This is a genomic window from Mesorhizobium sp. M1423 (assembly GCF_040317575.1).
GTDB lineage: Bacteria > Pseudomonadota > Alphaproteobacteria > Rhizobiales > Rhizobiaceae > Mesorhizobium.
This window is the reverse complement of record NZ_JAMYKU010000016.1, coordinates 64,887-82,521: the sequence shown is the minus strand read 5'-3', so window position 1 is coordinate 82,521 and position 17,635 is coordinate 64,887. Positions and strand designations below refer to the sequence as shown.

At 62.7% G+C, this 17,635-nt stretch carries 15 protein-coding genes; 3 read left to right on the top strand and 12 right to left on the bottom strand.

The window, feature by feature from the left end:
- Positions 1 to 9: 9 nt before the first annotated feature.
- The 7 genes from NKG95_RS20370 to NKG95_RS20340 form a co-directional block, all read right to left on the bottom strand.
- Positions 10 to 1,002, bottom strand: coding sequence for a lipid A biosynthesis lauroyl acyltransferase (locus NKG95_RS20370; protein ID WP_353042171.1), 993 nt, complete (start codon positions 1,000 to 1,002; stop codon positions 10 to 12).
- A 2-nt stretch (positions 1,003 to 1,004) separates the two neighbouring features.
- Positions 1,005 to 2,033 carry a zinc-binding dehydrogenase gene (locus NKG95_RS20365; RefSeq protein ID WP_353042169.1) on the bottom strand — a complete coding sequence of 343 codons (1,029 nt, stop codon included), beginning with the start codon at positions 2,031 to 2,033 and terminating at the stop codon, positions 1,005 to 1,007.
- Positions 2,034 to 2,117: 84 nt separating this feature from the next.
- On the bottom strand, positions 2,118 to 3,389 hold the full coding sequence (locus tag NKG95_RS20360; protein WP_023676464.1) for a beta-ketoacyl-ACP synthase: 1,272 nt from the start codon (positions 3,387 to 3,389) through the stop codon (positions 2,118 to 2,120).
- 75 nt (positions 3,390 to 3,464) lie between these two features.
- Entirely contained in the window at positions 3,465 to 4,652 is a 1,188-nt protein-coding gene (locus NKG95_RS20355; protein ID WP_352844330.1) for a beta-ketoacyl-ACP synthase, read from the bottom strand.
- Positions 4,653 to 4,690: 38 nt separating this feature from the next.
- Positions 4,691 to 4,975, bottom strand: coding sequence for an acyl carrier protein (locus NKG95_RS20350; RefSeq protein ID WP_023719977.1), 285 nt, complete (start codon positions 4,973 to 4,975; stop codon positions 4,691 to 4,693).
- Positions 4,976 to 5,188: 213 nt separating this feature from the next.
- Complete coding sequence (locus NKG95_RS20345; RefSeq protein WP_352640459.1) at positions 5,189 to 5,737, bottom strand: histidine phosphatase family protein; 549 nt, start codon at positions 5,735 to 5,737, stop codon at positions 5,189 to 5,191.
- Positions 5,738 to 5,843: 106 nt separating this feature from the next.
- Complete coding sequence (locus tag NKG95_RS20340) at positions 5,844 to 8,855, bottom strand: caspase family protein (RefSeq protein WP_353042167.1); 3,012 nt, start codon at positions 8,853 to 8,855, stop codon at positions 5,844 to 5,846.
- 149 nt (positions 8,856 to 9,004) lie between these two features.
- On the opposite strand from NKG95_RS20340, the gene NKG95_RS20335 reads away from it, so the two are divergent.
- From NKG95_RS20335 to NKG95_RS20325, 3 genes are all read left to right on the top strand, one after another.
- Positions 9,005 to 9,955, top strand: coding sequence for an AEC family transporter (locus NKG95_RS20335; RefSeq protein ID WP_353042244.1), 951 nt, complete (start codon positions 9,005 to 9,007; stop codon positions 9,953 to 9,955).
- A 170-nt stretch (positions 9,956 to 10,125) separates the two neighbouring features.
- Positions 10,126 to 11,583, top strand: coding sequence for an NAD-dependent succinate-semialdehyde dehydrogenase (locus tag NKG95_RS20330; protein WP_353042166.1), 1,458 nt, complete (start codon positions 10,126 to 10,128; stop codon positions 11,581 to 11,583).
- Positions 11,584 to 11,668: 85 nt separating this feature from the next.
- Entirely contained in the window at positions 11,669 to 12,694 is a 1,026-nt protein-coding gene (locus NKG95_RS20325) for an aldose epimerase family protein (protein WP_353018562.1), read from the top strand.
- A gap of 118 nt (positions 12,695 to 12,812) precedes the next feature.
- Here NKG95_RS20325 and NKG95_RS20320 read toward each other — a convergent pair whose 3' ends face one another.
- The 5 genes from NKG95_RS20320 to NKG95_RS20300 all read right to left on the bottom strand — a co-directional run bounded on the left by NKG95_RS20320 (position 12,813) and on the right by NKG95_RS20300 (position 17,625).
- The gene (locus NKG95_RS20320) at positions 12,813 to 13,733 is read right to left on the bottom strand and encodes a phosphorylase family protein (RefSeq protein ID WP_352640455.1); all 921 of its coding nucleotides are present in this window, start codon (positions 13,731 to 13,733) and stop codon (positions 12,813 to 12,815) included.
- A 14-nt stretch (positions 13,734 to 13,747) separates the two neighbouring features.
- Complete coding sequence (locus tag NKG95_RS20315; protein ID WP_023719987.1) at positions 13,748 to 14,539, bottom strand: ABC transporter permease; 792 nt, start codon at positions 14,537 to 14,539, stop codon at positions 13,748 to 13,750.
- Positions 14,532 to 15,419 carry an ABC transporter permease gene (locus NKG95_RS20310; protein WP_353018565.1) on the bottom strand — a complete coding sequence of 296 codons (888 nt, stop codon included), beginning with the start codon at positions 15,417 to 15,419 and terminating at the stop codon, positions 14,532 to 14,534. Before NKG95_RS20310 ends, NKG95_RS20315 begins: the two co-directional genes overlap by 8 nt.
- Positions 15,416 to 16,453 carry an ABC transporter ATP-binding protein gene (locus NKG95_RS20305; RefSeq protein ID WP_353042164.1) on the bottom strand — a complete coding sequence of 346 codons (1,038 nt, stop codon included), beginning with the start codon at positions 16,451 to 16,453 and terminating at the stop codon, positions 15,416 to 15,418. Before NKG95_RS20305 ends, NKG95_RS20310 begins: the two co-directional genes overlap by 4 nt.
- 131 nt (positions 16,454 to 16,584) lie before the next feature.
- Positions 16,585 to 17,625 (bottom strand): ABC transporter substrate-binding protein, encoded by a 1,041-nt coding sequence (locus NKG95_RS20300; protein WP_353042163.1) that lies wholly within the window; start codon positions 17,623 to 17,625, stop codon positions 16,585 to 16,587.
- Positions 17,626 to 17,635: the final 10 nt, after the last annotated feature.

Sequence of the window (17,635 nt, the reverse complement as noted above, 5' to 3'; positions counted from 1 at the left end):
GATTTCCGCTCAGGCGGCTTTGTCGCGCAATTTCAACGGCCGCCGCTTTTTGCGCTTGCTGATCTCCCAGCGCTTGTGGAACCACATCCACTGGCCAGGGTCTTCGCGCACCCAGCGCTCGACCACATCGTTGAGAAGCTGAGTGGTGGCGGGGACGTCGACATTGCCGCCTGCGGTGCGCGGCAAGGTGAGCTTGTCCTCGATTTCGAGCCGGAAACGATTGTTCGGCAAGCGCACGCAGCGCGCCGGGTAGACATCGCAATCGTAATGCCGGGCCAGCGTGCCTAGTACGCGGTTGCTCTCGCACGGGCGGCCGAAGAATGTCGTCTCGAGCCCGCCCGTGAATTTCTGGTCGACCAGCACGCCGATATTGCCTCCGTTCTCCAGGATGGCCGCAAGCGCGAACGAGGCGCCGGTCGAAGACGGCAGCAGCGATCCCATGCTCGAGCGGCGGGTCGAGAGGATGTAGTCGGCGAGGTAAGGGTTGTTGGGCGGGCGAAACAGCGCCGTAATGTTCATGCCGAAGGTCGCCGCAGCCACCGGCAGCAGCTCGAAATTGCCGAGATGCCCGGTGAAGACGATATGCGGCTTGTCCTCGCCAGCGATGCGCACGAAATGCTCCACGCCCTTGACCTCGACACGGCCCGGCTTCGTCGCAGCGGGATCATAGTCGAACAGAGCATCGAGGAAGATATATTCGGCCGCCAGGCGAGCCATGTTGCCCCACATGTCGGAGGCGATCGCCTCGATCTCGGCACCGCTCTTTTCGGGATAGGCCTTGCGCAGATTGTCGACGGCAACCTGATGGCGCCCTACCCAAGGGCCGATCCGGCGGGCGGCGCTGTCGGCGAAATTGAGCGCCCTGTCGGGCGGCAGCAGGCGCAGCGCGGAGATGATGATCATCGCGACCCGCGCGACCAGCCAGTAGTTGAACTGGCGAAGCCGCCGGCCATGGCGGAATCCCAGGTCCCGGCTGATCTTCCTGAAAGTCTTGCCAACCATTCTCAGCCGACGCGCAGGATGATCTTGCCGAACACGTCGCGGCCTTCCATGCGCTTCAGCGCGGCATCGATGCCGTCGAAGCCGACCTCGGTGTCGATCACCGGCGCGACAAGACCCGCCGCCATCTTCTGCATGGCGTCGGCCATATTTTCCATGCGGCAGCCGAACGAGCCGAGCAGCTTCAGCTGCTGCTGGAACAACTGCATCAAATTGATCTGCGTCGACACGCCGGAGGTCGAGCCGCAGGTGACCAGCCGTCCGCCGCGTTTTAGGCACAGCATCGAGGCGGCAAAGGTGTCGGCGCCGACATGCTCGAACACCACGTCGACGCCCTTCTTCTTCGTCAGCTTGCGCACGACGCCTTCGAAGCGGTCGTCGCGGTAATTGATGACGTGGTCGGCGCCGAGCGCCTTGGCCTTGTCGATCTTTTCGTTCGAGCCGACGGTGGTGATGACCGTGCAGCCCATCTTCTTGGCCAGCTGAATGGCGGCTGAGCCGATGCCCGAGCCGCCGGCATGGACGAGTATCGTCTCGCCGGGCTGCAGCCGGGCATTGTCGAACAGCATGTGCTCGACCGTGCCGAAGGTGACCGGCGCCACCGCCGCGCCGATTTCGCTCACGCCTGGCGGGGCGGGGACCAGAAGGCGCGCCGGCAGATTGATCTTTTCCTGCGCAAAGCCATCGAGATGGAAGCCGTGCACGCCCGAAACATGCTCGCAGAGATTGTCGCGGCCTTCGCGGCAGGCGCGGCAAAGACCGCAGGTGCGGGCGCCATAGATCGACACCAATTGCCCGGGCACAAGGCTGGAAACGCCGGGGCCGACCGCCTCGACCTCGCCGGAAGCCTCGGCGCCGACGACCAGCGGCAGCTTGCGCTTGGCAAAAGCCATGCCGCGCCAGCCCCAGACGTCGATGTGGTTCAGCGCCACGGCCTTGATGCGCAGCGTCACCTCGCCGAGCGAAGGCGGCGGCGGTGGCGGCAGGTTCACCGTTTCAAGCCGGCGATCCTCGATAAGTTGCAATGCGCGCATGCCAGATCCCAGGTTGCGCATGACCCGAGAACCGTTTCGGAAAGGACCATGCGCACGATAACAGTGCTAGAGCGGAACGGTCGCTTAGACCGGTTCCCGCGCCATGACAAGGCAGGTGTTCTGGCCGCCGAAGCCGAAGGAGTTCGACAGGACCGTGCCGACCTCGGCGTTGCGCTTGGTGTTCGGCACCACGTCGAGCACGATCGCCGGGTCGGGATTGTCGTAGTTGATGGTCGGCGGAATGACGCTTTCGCGCATCGTCATCAGCGAAAATGCAGCCTCGACGGCACCGGCAGCCGATAGGGTGTGGCCGATCATCGACTTGTTCGACGAGACGGGCATTGACGAGATACGCTCGCCGAACACCGTCGACAGCGACAAATGCTCCATCTTGTCGTTTTCGGGCGTCGAGGTGCCGTGGGCGTTGACATAATCGATCCCGTCCTCGCTCAGGCCGGCATCGGCAAGGGCGGCGCGCACCGCCGCGATCGCCGGCGAACCGTCCGGCTTGGAGCGGGTGCGATGGAAGTCGTCGGCCTTTTCGCCGCAGCCGCGCAATATGCCGAGAACGGTGGCGCCGCGGGCAAGTGCTGCCTCCAGCGATTCCAGCACAAGGGCGCCCGAGCCTTCGGCGAGCACAAAGCCGTCACGATCCTTGGAGAACGGCTTGGATGCCTTTTCGGGGATGTCGTTATGGGTGGAGAGCGCGGACAGAAGCGAGAAGCGGATCAGCGCCTCCGCGGTTGCCGATCCGTCGGCGCCGATCGACAGCGCCCGGTCGCATTCGCCGCGGCGGATCGCCTCGACGCCGAGCTGGATCGCCGTGGCGCCCGAGGCGCAGGCGGTCGACAGCGTGATCGGCAGGCCGCGCGTGCCGAAACGATCGGCAAGCCGGTCGGCGATCGAACCGAACTGGGTGGTCTCGAAAATGTCGAGTTCCCTCAGGCCGCGCGCCACCCGCAGGAGCCTCTCTGCACCGGTATCGTGCGTGTCGGAATTGTAGAGCGAAAAGCGCTCGCTCCAGTCGAGTTCGACCGGCGGCGAAGCGAGGAAAAGCGGTCCGCCGAAATCGCCGGCATCGAGGCCTGCCTCAGACATCGCTTCCTGGGCCGCGGTTTCGGCAAGCTCATAGGTGAGGAGACTGGCGCCCTTGGAACTCGACGGCAGGAAATCGACCATGCCGGAGATGCGGGTGTTGAGATGATCGACCGGGAAGCGGGTGATCGGATGGATGCCGGACTTGCCGGATGTCAGCGCCGCCCAATTATCGGCCTTGCCGACACCGAGCGAGGTCACCACGCCGATGCCGGTGACGGCGACGATCGGCCTGCCCATGTGGTCGTTCAGATTGGCCATTTGTTGTCCAAAAACCTGTTTCTCTTGGAGCATCGGATCGCCCGAAAACCGCGTCACGCTTTTCGGTTCGATGCTCTAGGCGGCTTTGATCAGCGCCATGCCCTCGAATTGGTGATAGCCGATCGCCGTTGCAAGGACGGTCTTCGGGACGCCGGCAAACGGTTTTTCGACTGTGGCGTCGAAGACAGGGTAGGCGGCCTTGCGGTCGACAGCCAGTGCCGCCAGCGCCACGGCGAAGGGGAACTGCGCTTCCTTCATGTGGCCGGTCAGCGTCGAAAAGCCGCGTGCGGCGATCGCCGGATTGGCCTCGAGCGCCGATTTCTCGGCGGCGGTCGCGTCATGGGCGCCCGAAGCGCCGGAGATCGCCAGCAACTCGCCGTCCGGCAATGCGGCCTGCTTCAGCAGCATGGCGATCTCACCATCGAGTTCGCCCCGCCGGCGCCTGGCGCGACCGGACAGGACTGGGCCAAGTTCCGCATAGATCTTCCGGCCACGGCTTGTCGCGTGCTCGCGCTGCTCCAGGACGAGGAACGCGCCGCCGGATCCGGTCACCACGCCGCCGCCCTCGGCACCTTGCCTCTGCCAGACGGGCCGCCACGGACCGCGATGCAGGTAGCCGGCCAGTTCATAGCCGAGCAGCATGTCGGAATGTTCGGTCTGGAAAGCGCCGCCGACCAGTATATGCGTCGACTGACCGGAACGGATGCGCGCGGCCGCGGTCTCGACGGCGGCGACGCCCGCACCTTCCTCGCCCATGAAGGTGCGCGACGACCCCGTCACCTTGTGGACAATCGAGATGTTGCCGGCGAGCAGGTTGGAAAGCTGTGCCAGAAACAGCGTCGGGCGCAATTCCGTGGTCAGCTTCTCGTTGAGCAGCACGTCGCGGTCATTGCGGCTTTCCGATGCCGCAAGAATGGCCGCGTCAACCGCCTCGTCGCGCTCGCCGCCGCCGGCGGCCACCACCATGTCCATGGTCGCGCAGAGTTCGTCATTGCCCTTGATGCCGGCATCGTCGAGAGCAAGGCCCGCTGCATAGGTGCCGAGCCTCTGCCAGGTCTCCATCTGCCGCTGGTCGCCACGCTTGGAGATCTGCAGGTTCCAGTCGACCTCCGGCAGCGGGTGGACTGTATAGGGCGAGAAGCGCGAGGCCTCCAGAACCGGCTCAAGGCGCGGCTGGACGAGCTTTTGCCAATGCGCATCCGGACCCTCGCCCAGCGACGAGACTAGGCCGATGCCTGATATGACGACGTCGTGGGGGTTCATGGGCGGCTGTTCGGGTGAAGGCGCGTCAAGCGCTGTGCTTACGTGGCGTTCTTGGCGGCGACGAGCGCGTCGATCTTGGCGCACAGGTTCTTCATGACGAAATAGTCGTCGGTCGACGCCTTGCCGTCATTGACCTCCTGCGTCCACTTTTCCAGCGGCACCTTGATGCCGAATTCCTTGTCGATGGCAAAGACGATGTCGAGGAAGTCGAGGCTGTCGATGCCGAGATCGTCGATGGTGTGGCTTTCGGGCGTGATCGTCTCGATGTCGATCTCGCTGGTGTCGGCGATGATCTTGGCGACTTTGTCGAACGTGGTGGACAAGGGCTTTTCCTTCGATTGCGGGCGGAATCTGTCCGCATGTGTTTTGGGCTGTCTAATCGGTTTTTCCGGGCAGGAAAAGGCCTGATACGCCCGGCGCAGATGGGATTGCTGCCCAGGCAGAGCAAGATGAGATCGGAATCCAACCACGGCTTCTCGTGGCAGTGGCATTTCGGCAACACCTATCTCGCTCGACGCGAGGAGCGACCGGCCCGGTCAGAAGGTGACGCGGCCGAGCACGCGCAGGCCGTCGCCTTGCGGCTCGACGACCACGGCTTCGCCTTCACGCGGCGAGATGCCGGTCAATTCCTTGATGTTTTCGAGATGTGTGACCATGACCAGATTGTCTGACCCGGAATAGCCGCGGATCTCGGCCAGGATCGCGGCGATCTGGGTGGCCTTCTCCTTCTCGCCGGTCTTCAGCAGGTCAAGCGGTTCGAACGGCTCCGGCTCGCTTTCGAAAGCGATGCGGGCGGTCTCGAGGCAGCGGCAATAGCGGCTGGACAGCACGCGCTCGACCGGTGCCGCGCGGGCGCCAAACAGTGCGCCGATCTTGCGTGCCTGCTGCTTGCCGCGCTCCGAGAGATTGACCTGGGTGGCACATTTGCCGAGGTCGAAATTGGCCGCATCGGTGGTGCCGGTGACCATGGCATGGCGCAGCAGCACCACATGCCCGCCGTCGCGCAGCAGCGCCCAGCCGGCTTCCGTCGCATGGGCTGTGGCGGAAACGGCAAGCAACAGCAGCGCCAGCACAAATCGAAGCATCAGACATCCTTTTCGGGTGACTGGCAGGCAGGTCCCCGGTGACCGGCATATAGGGACGGCAAAGCCGGCTGAAAGACAAGCCGAGTGCAACCTGCGGCCGAAACGGCTATCTCTTCGCTATCTGCTTCTTCACCAGATCGATCTTGCGGTCGGTCAGCGGGATGGGGATTGTATAGCCGGCTTCGGTAAAGCCCTGCTTGGCGTTCTCGAAGAATTCGATCGCCTTTTGGTATTCGGCATTGCCGCCGCCATAGCTGCCGCGGTTCCAGTGGACGTCGCCGAGATTGTTCTGCTCGAAGGCCCATTGCATCGGCTGGCTTTCGCGGGTGAAGACCTTGAGCGTTGCCTCGAACGCGGCTTCGGCTTCGTCCAGATACTTGCCGGTGCGTTCGAGATTGCCGAGATTGATCAGGCTCATGCCGATGCCGTTCTGCGCGTTTGCCCAATCGACGGGCGAGGTCTCGAAGGTCAGCACCTCCAGCGCCGCCCGGCGCGCGGCGATAGAAGCGGCCAGTTTGCCGGGATCGGCCTCGCTCATGCTCAGCCATTGCAGCGCCGAGCCGAGGCCTGCCTGCGCCAGCGCCCATTGCCGCGGCGTCGTCTCGCGCTTGTATTCGCGCAGCGCATCGCGATAGGCCTCGATCGCGTCTTCGTAATGCATCGGATTGTCGGTCACGCCGCCGAGCAGTTGCAGCGTGTTGCCGAGATTGTAGTGGGTCATCGCCCAGTCGAGCGGAAAGCCCTTCTTGGTATAGACGCGCCGTGCCGCCCGGTATGCGGCGGCCGATTGCTCAAGCCTGGCAGCATCGCGGGTGCGCTGGCCGAGCGTCTGGTAGATCGAGCCGAGATTGTTCTCAGCGGAAGCCCAATCCATCGGAAAGCGCTGGCGGGTGAAGATGGTCAGCGCATCGCCGTAGGCGGCAGCCGCCTCTTCGAGCAGGCCGGTGCCGAGATCGAAACGGGCAGCACTGCTCAGCGCGTTGCCGAGATTAAGGCGGCTGGTCGCCCAGGAGACCGGAAAGGTGGCGCGGGTGCGGATCTTGAGCGCAGCGCGAAAGGCGTCGGCCGCTTCGTCGATTTTCGCCTTGTCGTTGCGTTGCGTGCCGAGAGACACCAGCGTGTTGCCCAGATTGTTCTGAAGCATCGCCCACTGAACGGGTGCTTTTTCGCGCGTGTACTCTTCAAGCGCCAGCCGGTAGGCGGTCTCGGCCTCGGTCAGGCGCTCGCCATTCGGTTCCCGTTCCGAAAGCGCATAAAGCGCAAGGCCGAGATTGTTTTGCGAGGCGGCCCAGTCCAGCGGGACTTTGTCGCGCGGACGCTTCTCCAGCGTGGCGCGCATCGCCACCACCGCCTCGTTCAGGCGTTTCGGGTCGCTCTCGCGCTCGCCGATCTTCAGCAGCACATTGGCCAGGTTGTTCTGGGCGGCGGCCCAGTTGAGGTCGTCCTTCTCGCGCTCGAACACGACAAGCGAATCGCGAAAGATCTTCGCTGCCTCTTCCAGCCGGTCGGTTTCGCGCTCGCGCTCGCCGATCGTCTGCAGCACCACCGCCATGTTGTTGCGGGTGATCGCCCAGTCGCGGTTCTGCTCGCCATTGGGGATGAAATTCAGGATGACGCGGTAGGCGTCGATGGCGCGCTGCAGCGCTTGCCTGTCGCCGGTGGCATTGCCATGGGCATTCAGCGCTTCCGCCTCCTGGTTCTTGTAGTTCCAGCGCAGTCTGTCGTCCCATTTCTCGACCAGCGAGAAGGCCTTGCCGTAATCGTCGGCGGCCGACAGATAGTCGAAGACCAGCGCCGAAGCGTCGGCGCGCCTGGTATAGATCGCCGCGTCGGCAAGACGTTTTTGCCTGACCAATTCCTCCGCCTGGTCGACGGCGCCGCTGGCCTGCTCGACCCGGCCCACCGCTTGGTCGAGGAAGTTGCGCGCGGTGACGATGGCGCCCTGGCCTATGGCCTTGTCGGCCGAGGCGACGAGGCGGCTTATCTCGGGGTCGTCGGTGCGCAGCGCGTCGCGCTCGGAGATCATCTTCTTCAGGCGCTCGGCCTGGGCGTCGAGCAGCTTTTGCAGGTCGGTGGGGTCTTCCGGCATCTTTTCGGTGCCGAGCGCCTTCAGCACGCCATAAAGCGCGTCGAGCGGCACGCCGTCCTGCAGCGAGGCCAGTTCCACCTGTGCCCGCTTGGGGTCCGGCAACTCGGCAATCGTCAGCAGCAATTGCCGCCGCTCGCCGGTGATCAGCCCGTCGTCGCCGGTCGGTTCCTGCGGTGCTACGCCGAAATAGAGCAGCCGGCGCAGGCTTTCATTGACCCATGGCCGCTGCTTTGCCTTGGTGTCGAGATAGACCTCCTCGGTCACCATGCGCATGACCGAGCCGAACTCCGTGCCCTTCATCGCCGCGAGATGGCGCAGAAGTGCCGCTGCATAGGGGCTGTTTTCGCCGACGATACCGTCGAGTGCCGGCCGCCCCGGCTCGGCGGCAAAGCCGATCACCGTTCCCAGATTTTCCGTCGCGGTCGCGTCCGCCAGTGCCTTGGCGCCGCGCACCGGCTCCAGTCCGCCGGCGCCGATCGGCGAGGCCGAGGCCGTGGGCGCCCGGCGCAGCACCGCGTCCGCCGGAAACGGGTTGGTGCGGCAGGCATCGAGCAGCATGATCGTTACCGGCACGGTCTTCTTCAATTCGTCCATGACGGCGGAGATCGGCACCAGGGCCTGATCGGCGTCCTTCAATGAAGAAACGTCGGCGTCGACCGGCACCAGATAGTTTTCGCCGCCCGCCTCGATGCCGTGGCCGGAATAGTAGATCAAGGCGACGTCGGCGTCGTCGGCATCCTCGGCGAAACGCTCGAGGTCACGCTTCAGCTTTGCCGCGTCGCGATCGGTGACGCTGCGCGCGTCGAAGCCGAGATCGGTCAGCATCTTGGCGATGTCGCGGGCGTCGTTGGCGGGGTTGGGAAGAGCCGTTATGTGCCGGTATTTCGACTGGCCGACGATCAGCGCCACGCCCTTGAGGCTTGCTGGCTCCGCGGCATGAGTCGAGGTCACCACGAGACAGAGCAGGGCGGCGACGAAAGCCGTCAGCCACGCCTGCTTGAAGAAGTGCTGATTTCCGACAAGGCCCATTCGCCGCGTGTCCCCCGACAACCCTGTATAGCGCTGCCATCCAACCATGAGCAAATTCGGGCAAGATCCGAGCGGCCGGATTGTTGGCTGGTACATTCGCGAGGGAAGGGCGATTGCGCCGCGATCAGGGCTCGCCTATCACGGCAAAAATGTCTCCGCTTACCGAAACCGTCCTCTTCGTCTTCAGTCTCGTCGGGCTCGGCTATCTTGCCGGGTTGACCGGCTATTTGAAGCCGGCGAGCGGCGAGGGCGTATCCGAATTCGCCATCAACGTGGCAATGCCGCTTTTGCTGTTCCAGACCATGATAAAGGCGGATTTCCACGGCGTGGCGCCGTGGTCGCTGTGGGGCGCCTATTTCGCAGCGGTGGCGCTTACCTGGGCTGCCGGCCATCTGGTCATTACGCGCATCTTCGGACGAGACGCACGCGCCGGCGTCGTCGGCGGCGTGTCGTCGTCCTATTCCAATGTCGTCCTGCTCGGTGCTCCCTTCATCATCGGCGTGTTCGGCCCGGCCGGGTTCGAAGTGCTGTCGCTGCTGGTTTCCATTCACCTGCCGGTGATGATGATGGCCTCGATCATCCTGTTCGAAATGTTCGGCCGCGGCGGCAGCGAGCCTGTGCATCCGCTCCGCGTCATCACGAGCTTTCTCAGGAGGGTATTCATCAACCCGCTGATCATTGGCATACTGGCCGGGCTCGCGTGGCGCTTCACCGGTGCGCCCCTGCCGGTGCTTGCGACGCGGTTGAGCGACGCGCTGGCCGGCACGGCCGCCCCGGTGGCGCTGTTTGCCATGGGGCTCAGCCTGCGCCGTTTCGGCATCTCCGGCAATGTAAGACCGGCGTTGGCGCTGTCGGCGCTGAAACTGTTCCTGATGCCGGCACTGGTTCTTTGCCTGGTCTGGCTGATCGGCCTGCCGCCATTGACGGCCAAGGTGGCGGTCATGGTTGCGGCGTTGCCGTCCGGCATCAATTCCTATCTCATTGCCGTGCAGTTCAACACCGGCCAGGCGCTGGCATCGAACCAGATGACCATCGCCACCGCCAGTGCGGTCGTGACCACTGCGTTTTGGCTGACAGTGGTCGTCCATATTTTTGGATAAGAGCCCGGCTGCATCGCTCTCGCTTTGGCTGGCCCAAGCCCTATATGCCATCTTGTGATTGCTTGCGGGGCTTGCCCTGGGCTAAGAGCAGTGGCTCTAGCGATGCTATCGCGCACGTCCATTCACGAAATCAGCGACCGGCCCGCCAGGTGCCGAACGGAGGCGAGATCATGCTTCAGAAAACCAGCCATTTCATGCGGCAGGCCAATCTCATCAATGGCGAATGGGTGCAGGCCGATTCAGGCCAGACGGTCGACGTCAACAATCCTGCCACCGGCCTCAAGATCGGCACCGTGCCGAAATCGGGCAAGGCCGAGACCCGCCGCGCCATCGAAGCCGCCGACGCTGCCTTCAAGACATGGCGCAAGACCACCGCGCTCGAACGCTCGAAGCTGCTGCGCAAGCTGCATGACGCGATGATGGACAATCAGGACGTGCTGGCCGAACTGCTGACCATCGAGCAGGGCAAGTCGCTGTTCGAATCGAAGGGCGAGATCGGCTCGGCCGCGTCCTACATATTGTGGTTCGCTGAAGAGGGCCGCCGCACCTATGGCGACGTCGTTCCGTCACCCTGGGCGGACCGCCGCATTCTGGTGACCAAGGAGCCGGTCGGCGTCATCGCCGCCATCACGCCATGGAATTTTCCATCCTCGATGCTGGCCCGCAAGCTTGGTCCGGCGCTTGCCGCCGGCTGTACCGCCGTGGTCAAGCCGGCGTCGCAGACGCCTTATTCGGGGCTTGCCTGGGGCGCACTTGCCGAGGAAGTCGGCTTCCCCAAAGGTGTGATCAACATCCTGACCGGCGCCGCCGGCGAGATCGGCGACGAGATCTGCGCCAATCCGCTGGTCAAGAAGATCACCTTCACCGGCTCGACCGAGGTCGGCAAGATCCTGATCCAGAAGTCGTCGGTGACCGTCAAGAAAGTGTCGATGGAACTCGGCGGCAATGCGCCGTTCATCGTTTTCGACGACGCCGATCTCGATCGGGCCGTCGCTGGCGCCATCACCGCCAAATACCGCAATTCCGGCCAGACCTGCGTCTGCACCAACCGCTTCCTGGTGCAGGCCGGCATCTATGACCGGTTCGTCGAAAAGCTGGCTACTGCGAGCAACGGGCTGAAGGTCGGTTCCGGCCTCGAAGACGGTGTCCAGCAGGGACCGCTGATCGATGAGAAGGCGGTGGAGAAGGTCGAGGAGCTGATTGCCGACGCTACTGCCAAAGGCGGCAAGATCGTCGCCGGCGGCAAGCGCCACGCGCTCGGCGGCTCGTTCTTCCAGCCGACGGTGATCGCCAATGCCACGCCGAAGATGCGCTTCATGAAGGAAGAAATCTTTGGCCCGGTGGCGCCGGTGTTCAAGTTCGAGACCGAGGAAGAGGCCCTAGGACTCGCCAACGATACCGAGTTCGGGCTGGCCGCCTATTTCTACACCGGCGATCTCGGCCGCGCCTTCCGGGTCATGGAAGGGTTGAAATACGGCATGGTCGGGGTCAATGAAGGGCTCATCACCACGCCTGAGGCGCCGTTCGGCGGCGTCAAGGAATCGGGCCTCGGCAAGGAAGGCGGCCATCAGGGCATCGAGGATTATCTCGACACCAAATATGTCTGCATCGGCGGACTTGGTCTCTAGAAGCCTCATACGGTAATACCGAAAACGATCCTGGGCCGCTTCGGAAAGGCCAGGCTGGCGTCGATCGAGCAACGAACTTGCGAGCATGGCGATGAAGGACGGCGAGGTTTTCGGCACGACGCAGGCGGGCGAGGAAGTCCGCCGTTTCACCATCCGTGGCGGCGGCCTTACCGCCAACATTATCGGCCTGGGCGCGATCATCCAGGATCTGCACCTGGCCGGGCACGAGGCGCCATTGGTGCTCGGGTATGATCGTTTCCAGTACTATGAGACGGATAAGGCCTTCTTCGGCACTGTCGTCGGGCGCTACGCCAACCGTATCCGCGACGGCCGCTTCACGCTTGCCGGCAAACGCTACCAGACCGAGCGCAATTTCCTCGAAAAGCATACGCTGCATGGCGGTTCGCAAGGTTTTTCGCGACGAGCCTGGGCGGTTTCGCTGCATGGCAGGGATTTTGTCACGCTGACCCTGCATGACCCGGACGGCACGATGGGCTTTCCCGGCGCGCTCGACGTGACCTGCACCTACCGGCTGAAGATCCCGGGTACGCTCAGCATCGAACTGACCGCCACCTGCGAGGAGCCGACGCTCTGCAACCTCACCCAGCATTCCTATTTCAACCTGGATGACGGCGGCGCCGGCGACATTCTCGACCACCGGCTGATGCTGAATGCCGGCGCTTATCTTCCTGTCGACGCCGATTTGATTCCGACAGGCACGGTCAAGCCGGTCGACGGCACACCTTTCGACTTTCGCCAGGCCCGGCCGCTACGCATGGAGACCGAGGGCGAACAGCTCCCCTACGACCAGAATTTCTGCCTCGCCTCGACGCGCGGGCCGCTGAAGCAGGCATCATGGGCGCAAGGCGCGAATTCCGGCGTCGAGATGGAGCTCTGGACCACCGAGCCGGGCGTCCAGCTCTATACCGGCCAGTATCTGGCGCCGTCTTCGCCTGGTTTGGGCGGCCGCCAGTACAAGCCTTTTTCAGGCTTCTGCCTGGAACCGCAAATCTGGCCGGATGCGCCCAACCGGCCGTATTTCCCGCAAGCCACGCTGTGGCCGGGCCAGATCTACCATCACGTGACGGAATACCGGTTCAGGCTGCCTTAGGGCTGGAGTGCCCCTGCCGAAGCGTACGACTCGAGCGTTGCAAACACGCCCCAATGCAGCGCCCTCGGAATCCTTGGTCTGCGGCAGAGCCTCAGCCATCCGGCGCACCAGGGTCGTCTCAGAACCGGCTGGAGCGTTCTTTCGGCTGAGGCGACTTCAAGCCCTGACAGGAGCATTCCGGATCAGCGGGAAGTCGCGCGGCGGTCTCCAGCGCGACCCGAGAGGCTGTCATGGAGAGATTGGGCAGCACGTCCTCCTGCAGCAGTTTCTGGCGATTGCGATCCATATAGTCGTTGAAGCCCGCCGTCACGAATGCGCAAGGCACGAAACACGCGCCGATCTCGCGCGACAAGGTCGCCTCAGGGGCGATGGAATGGTTGAGGACATCCGCACCCATGCCCCGATACGCCAAGGCTTCGGCTGGCGTTGTCAGTCGGGGCCCATAACAATGGGCAGCCACCAACTGCTGTTCGATGCCGTAAACGCGGCATTCGGCTGGCCAATGACGGCGGGCCGTTTCGACCAGAACCGCCGCACATCTTGGACACACGATTTGCTTGCCCGAACAGTCAAAGCTCTGGCGGTCAGGAAGCAGTGAAAACGGGGTCTGCGTCAGTTCAATGATGTCGGCGGTCACCACCATGTCGCCCGGCTGGATCGCCTTGTTGACGGCGCCTACAGTCGAGCAGGCGAGAACTTGCCGTACACCCGCCCGCATCAATACCCAGAACGCGCGGCGATGGCAGGAATGGTCGATACGGTCGCGGGGATTGCCGTGCGAATACATGCACAACGCACGTTTTGCTCTCCCTTCGGCTGTGATCGACGCATCGAACTCGAGCAGCTTCCAGTTGTCGGTACGACCGAAAGGCGTTTCAAAACTCATGTCGCGCCGCAACGTGCGCACACCATCGAATTCGACATCTTCCGGGAAGGCAAGCCCCCAGTTTGCCGACCCGGTGATGATGGCCAACCCTACCTGAGGGATGTCCGTCGAATGATCCGTCAGATCGTCGGCTGCATGGTGATTGGTGGGCATGTTTCCAGTCTCGGTCAGGATTTTTGGCGAAGGGTCACAATCAGGACCACGGCCACGACGATGACGGTCCACAATGTCGAGATCGCCGCAATGGTCGGATCGATCTGATCGCGCAGCGACAGGAACATAAGCTTCGGCATCGTGCTGTTGCGACCGCTTGCGATGAAGATCGAAATCACAGACTCGTCGAGCGAAGTCAGGAACGCCATCAATGTCGCCGACAGCAAGCTGATCCGAAGTTGCGGAACGATTATTCCGCCAATGGCTCTGGCCCAGTTTGCACCGAGGCTGCGCGCCGCCTGGACCTGGTTCCAGTCAAAGCGGGCGAGAGCCGGCAGCAACACAATGCAGGCGACCGGAACGGCCAGCACCACATGTCCGACCAGCACACCGAATAGCGTTCCGATCAGATGTTGTGCAGCCAAGACAAAGAAGAGACCGATCGCAAGCAGGATACCTGGGGTGATCGAGGGGGTTAGCAGGACGCTCTGGATGATCGCAGCGGTTTTTCCGCCCAGCCGATTCATTGAAATGCAGGCGAGCAGCGCAAACGGCACCGCGATCAACGCCGTCAATGTCCCAAGGATCAAACTCGTTCTGAGCGCAGCCATCCACGTTGCCGAGCCGAAGAAGTTCTCATACCAACGCAACGAGTAGGCGTGCGGCGGAAACTCGAGGAGATTCGACGCCGAAAAGGAAAGCGGCACCACCACGAGCGTTGGCAGCATCAGAAATGCCATGACAAGAGCGGCAAAGCTCCAGAGCAAAATGCGGGCGAGCCTGTTTTGCGGATAGGCTTCAAGCATGGGGGGCTTCCACTGTGTTCTGGGCCACCAGGCGGCGTGCCGCCAGCAACATCACACCGATCAGCGCCATAAGAACGAGGAGCAGAATGCCCAGGACGCTCGCCGACCCCCAGTCCTGAAAGGTCGATAGTGTACGCTCGATCCGGGTAGAGAGAGGATTTACCTTGCCGCCGCCAAGCACCGCCGGCGTGATGAAAAAACCTATGGCGTAGATGAGGACGATGATCGAACCGGAGAAGATGCCGCCCGCCGATAGCGGCAAAATGACCGTGCGGATGACCTGCCTGAGAGTGGCTCCCATGCTCGCTGCCGCGCGAATGAGATTTGGGTCGATATCGCGCATCGCAGCATAAACAGGCAGCAGAAAGAGTGGCAGCATGTAGTGCACCATGCCGATGAGCGTTCCGGTGAAGTTGTAGACCAGCGGCAATGGCTCCGCCGTCAGGCCTGAACCGGTCAACGCCGCGTTGATCAGGCCATCGCGCCGCAAGAGCACGAGCCAACCATAGGTACGCACCAGAATGGAGGTCCACAGCGGCAGCATGACGAACGCCATCAGCACGTTGGCCACCCTTGGTCTGACGCTGGCCAGAGCCAGCGCCAGAGGGATGCCGAGAAGAATGCAGGCCGCCAGCGTACCCAAGGACAGTTCGAGGGTCGTGACGAGCGCCGACCACGTCAGTCCGCTCGAAAGGACCTTCTGGTAATTGCCGACCGTGTACTCACCCCCGGTGGTCAGGAAGGATTGCCGGATGATCCAAAGGATGGGCAGTATCGCCGCCAGCCCAACGATGAACAGCGCCGGGAGCGAAAGCGAAAGAAAAAACCGCCGCTCGCGCCGTGCATCCGCCGCGAGCGCCGGATCCCGGACGACGATCACGCCATCGCTCCCGGTATCGCGTGAACCTTCGCTGCTGGTGCATATGCAGTCATCCGCTGACCGGCGGCAAACTCGGCGCAGCCGCCGGCCAGCGCTGCCGGAATGCAGACAAGAACCTCTTGCCCACCGTCAAGCGCCAGCGTCAAAAGCCAATTCTCGCCGCGGAACGCTTTGGCGCGCAGTATTCCTTCGAGAGCCACTCCGTCTCCCCCGACGAGCTTCGCATCAAGATGGAAGCTTTCGGCGCGGATCATCAGAGTTTCGCGTGATGGTTCGGCGCCGTCGATTCTGCGTGCTGAGCCTGGCGCCACAATGTTAGCCTCGCCCATGAACTCCGCGACGAAGCGGGTCGATGGACGATCATAAATCCGCTGCGGCGTATCTATCTGCTGGATGCGGCCAGAATTCATCACCGCAATCCGGTCAGACATAATCAGCGCTTCGCGCTGGTCATGCGTCACATAGATTGTCGTGATCCTTAGATGATCATGCAGGCGCCGGATCTCATACTGCATGGTCTCGCGCAGATTCTTGTCGAGCGCCGACAGCGGCTCGTCCATCAACATCACGCGCGGTTCGAAGACGATAGCCCGCGCCAATGCCACCCGTTGACGTTGGCCGCCGGATAGTGCGGCAACATTGCGCTCCGCCAGGCCATCCAGCTTCACGCGGGCCAAGGTGTCAAGCGCCCGCTGACGCGCCTCCGCTCTCGGTATCTTGCGCAGCACCAGCGGATACGCGACGTTCGCCAGGACATTCATGTGGGGAAACAGGGCGTAATTCTGGAATACTATGCCGATGTCTCGTTTGTTGGGCGGCAGGCGGGTGATGTCTCGATCGCCCAAGAGAAGTTTACCGGAATCCGGCCGGACAAAACCGGCCAGAGCCATGAGTAACGTGGTCTTGCCCGATCCCGATGGCCCTAGCAGCGTGAGGAATTCGCCAGCCTGAATGTCGAGCGAAACATCATCCAGTGCGACGTAGGATCCATAAGCCTTGTGCACGCTTTCGATGGTGATCGCGAGCGACTTCATCATGTGCTCCAGCCTTAAGGCGCGTCGCCTTCGACCGGCCTCACGCGACACGCTTTAGGTTCTTGTTTTCATGCATGTCGTTGTCGCAAATCCGCTGCACACTTTTGCGCGATATGCATTAGAGCTGAGAGTCAGCGGGCCATCATTTCATCGAAGGCTCTTTGGGCAGCCTCGCCATTCTTGACCCACCATTCTGAATTCGAAAACACCGAAGTGCCAGCATTTTCAGGCGCGGTCGCAAGGGTCTTCAGACGGTCCTCGGGAATAAGGCCACCCTCATATGCCGCAGGATTGACTGGGCCATAGGCAATGAAATCGGTCAGCTTGGCAACTCGCGCAGGCTGCGTCATCGCTGCGATGAGCTTCATCGCGGCTTCCTTGTTCGGCGCTCCCTTCGGCACCCCAAGGCAGTCCGTGCCGATGACCGAACCCTTGAACGTGTAGTCAGCCGCGCCGCCATCTGCTTTCACGGTTTGAGCCCGTCCGTTCCAGGTAATGACCAAATCCGCCTCACCATCTTTCAGCAACTGCGCCGACTGAGCTCCCGAGGTCCACCACACGGCGACATTTGGTTTGATCGCTTCAAGCCGCTTGATGGCGCGCTCTAGCCCTTCCGGCGTGCTGAGCACGGAATAGACGTCCGCCGGTGCCACGCCATCGGAGAGAAGCGCGATCTCGATCGAGTCTTGCGCATTGGCGCGCAACGCGCGACGGCCAGAAAATTTGGCAACATCCCAGAACTCCGCCCATGTCTTTGGCGGGTTCTGGCCATAGGTCTTGGTGTTCCACGACATGACGGTGCCATAGGAATCGAACGGATAGCAGTAGTCGGACCTCGCCCCCTCCGGCACGGCCTTTGGGTCGATGATCTTGTAGTCGAGTGGCTCAAGCAGCGATTGTGCGGCCGCCTGGGCACCTTCCGGTGAGCCCAGGTGAATGACGTCGGTCGTGACCGCACCCGATGTGACCTGCATCTTCAAGGCGGCCAGGCCGTCGCTTAGGGTCTCCTCGTGGACATCATAGCCAAGCTCTTTTGCAGCAGGCCCCCACATGGCTTCCTTCATGGCGTTGCCATAATCGCCACCTGCGGTCGTGATGGTGACTGTTTGCGCATGGACGGGCAAGGCAGCCGAGATTGCGAATGCTGTTAAGGAAATGCGTAGCCAGGACATAGGTTCTCCT

Excerpts from the sequence above, each read along its gene's own strand:
- NKG95_RS20370 (WP_353042171.1), bottom strand. The coding sequence starts at position 1,002 with ATGGTTGGCAAGACTTTCAGGAAGATCAGCCGGGACCTGGGATTCCGC.
- NKG95_RS20365 (WP_353042169.1), bottom strand. The coding sequence starts at position 2,033 with ATGCGCGCATTGCAACTTATCGAGGATCGCCGGCTTGAAACGGTGAAC.
- NKG95_RS20360 (WP_023676464.1), bottom strand. The coding sequence starts at position 3,389 with ATGGCCAATCTGAACGACCACATGGGCAGGCCGATCGTCGCCGTCACC.
- NKG95_RS20355 (WP_352844330.1), bottom strand. The coding sequence starts at position 4,652 with ATGAACCCCCACGACGTCGTCATATCAGGCATCGGCCTAGTCTCGTCG.
- NKG95_RS20345 (WP_352640459.1), bottom strand. The coding sequence starts at position 5,737 with ATGCTTCGATTTGTGCTGGCGCTGCTGTTGCTTGCCGTTTCCGCCACA.
- NKG95_RS20340 (WP_353042167.1), bottom strand. The coding sequence starts at position 8,855 with ATGGGCCTTGTCGGAAATCAGCACTTCTTCAAGCAGGCGTGGCTGACG.
- NKG95_RS20335 (WP_353042244.1), top strand. The coding sequence starts at position 9,005 with ATGTCTCCGCTTACCGAAACCGTCCTCTTCGTCTTCAGTCTCGTCGGG.
- NKG95_RS20330 (WP_353042166.1), top strand. The coding sequence starts at position 10,126 with ATGCTTCAGAAAACCAGCCATTTCATGCGGCAGGCCAATCTCATCAAT.
- NKG95_RS20325 (WP_353018562.1), top strand. The coding sequence starts at position 11,669 with ATGGCGATGAAGGACGGCGAGGTTTTCGGCACGACGCAGGCGGGCGAG.
- NKG95_RS20320 (WP_352640455.1), bottom strand. The coding sequence starts at position 13,733 with ATGCCCACCAATCACCATGCAGCCGACGATCTGACGGATCATTCGACG.
- NKG95_RS20315 (WP_023719987.1), bottom strand. The coding sequence starts at position 14,539 with ATGCTTGAAGCCTATCCGCAAAACAGGCTCGCCCGCATTTTGCTCTGG.
- NKG95_RS20305 (WP_353042164.1), bottom strand. The coding sequence starts at position 16,453 with ATGAAGTCGCTCGCGATCACCATCGAAAGCGTGCACAAGGCTTATGGA.
- NKG95_RS20300 (WP_353042163.1), bottom strand. The coding sequence starts at position 17,625 with ATGTCCTGGCTACGCATTTCCTTAACAGCATTCGCAATCTCGGCTGCC.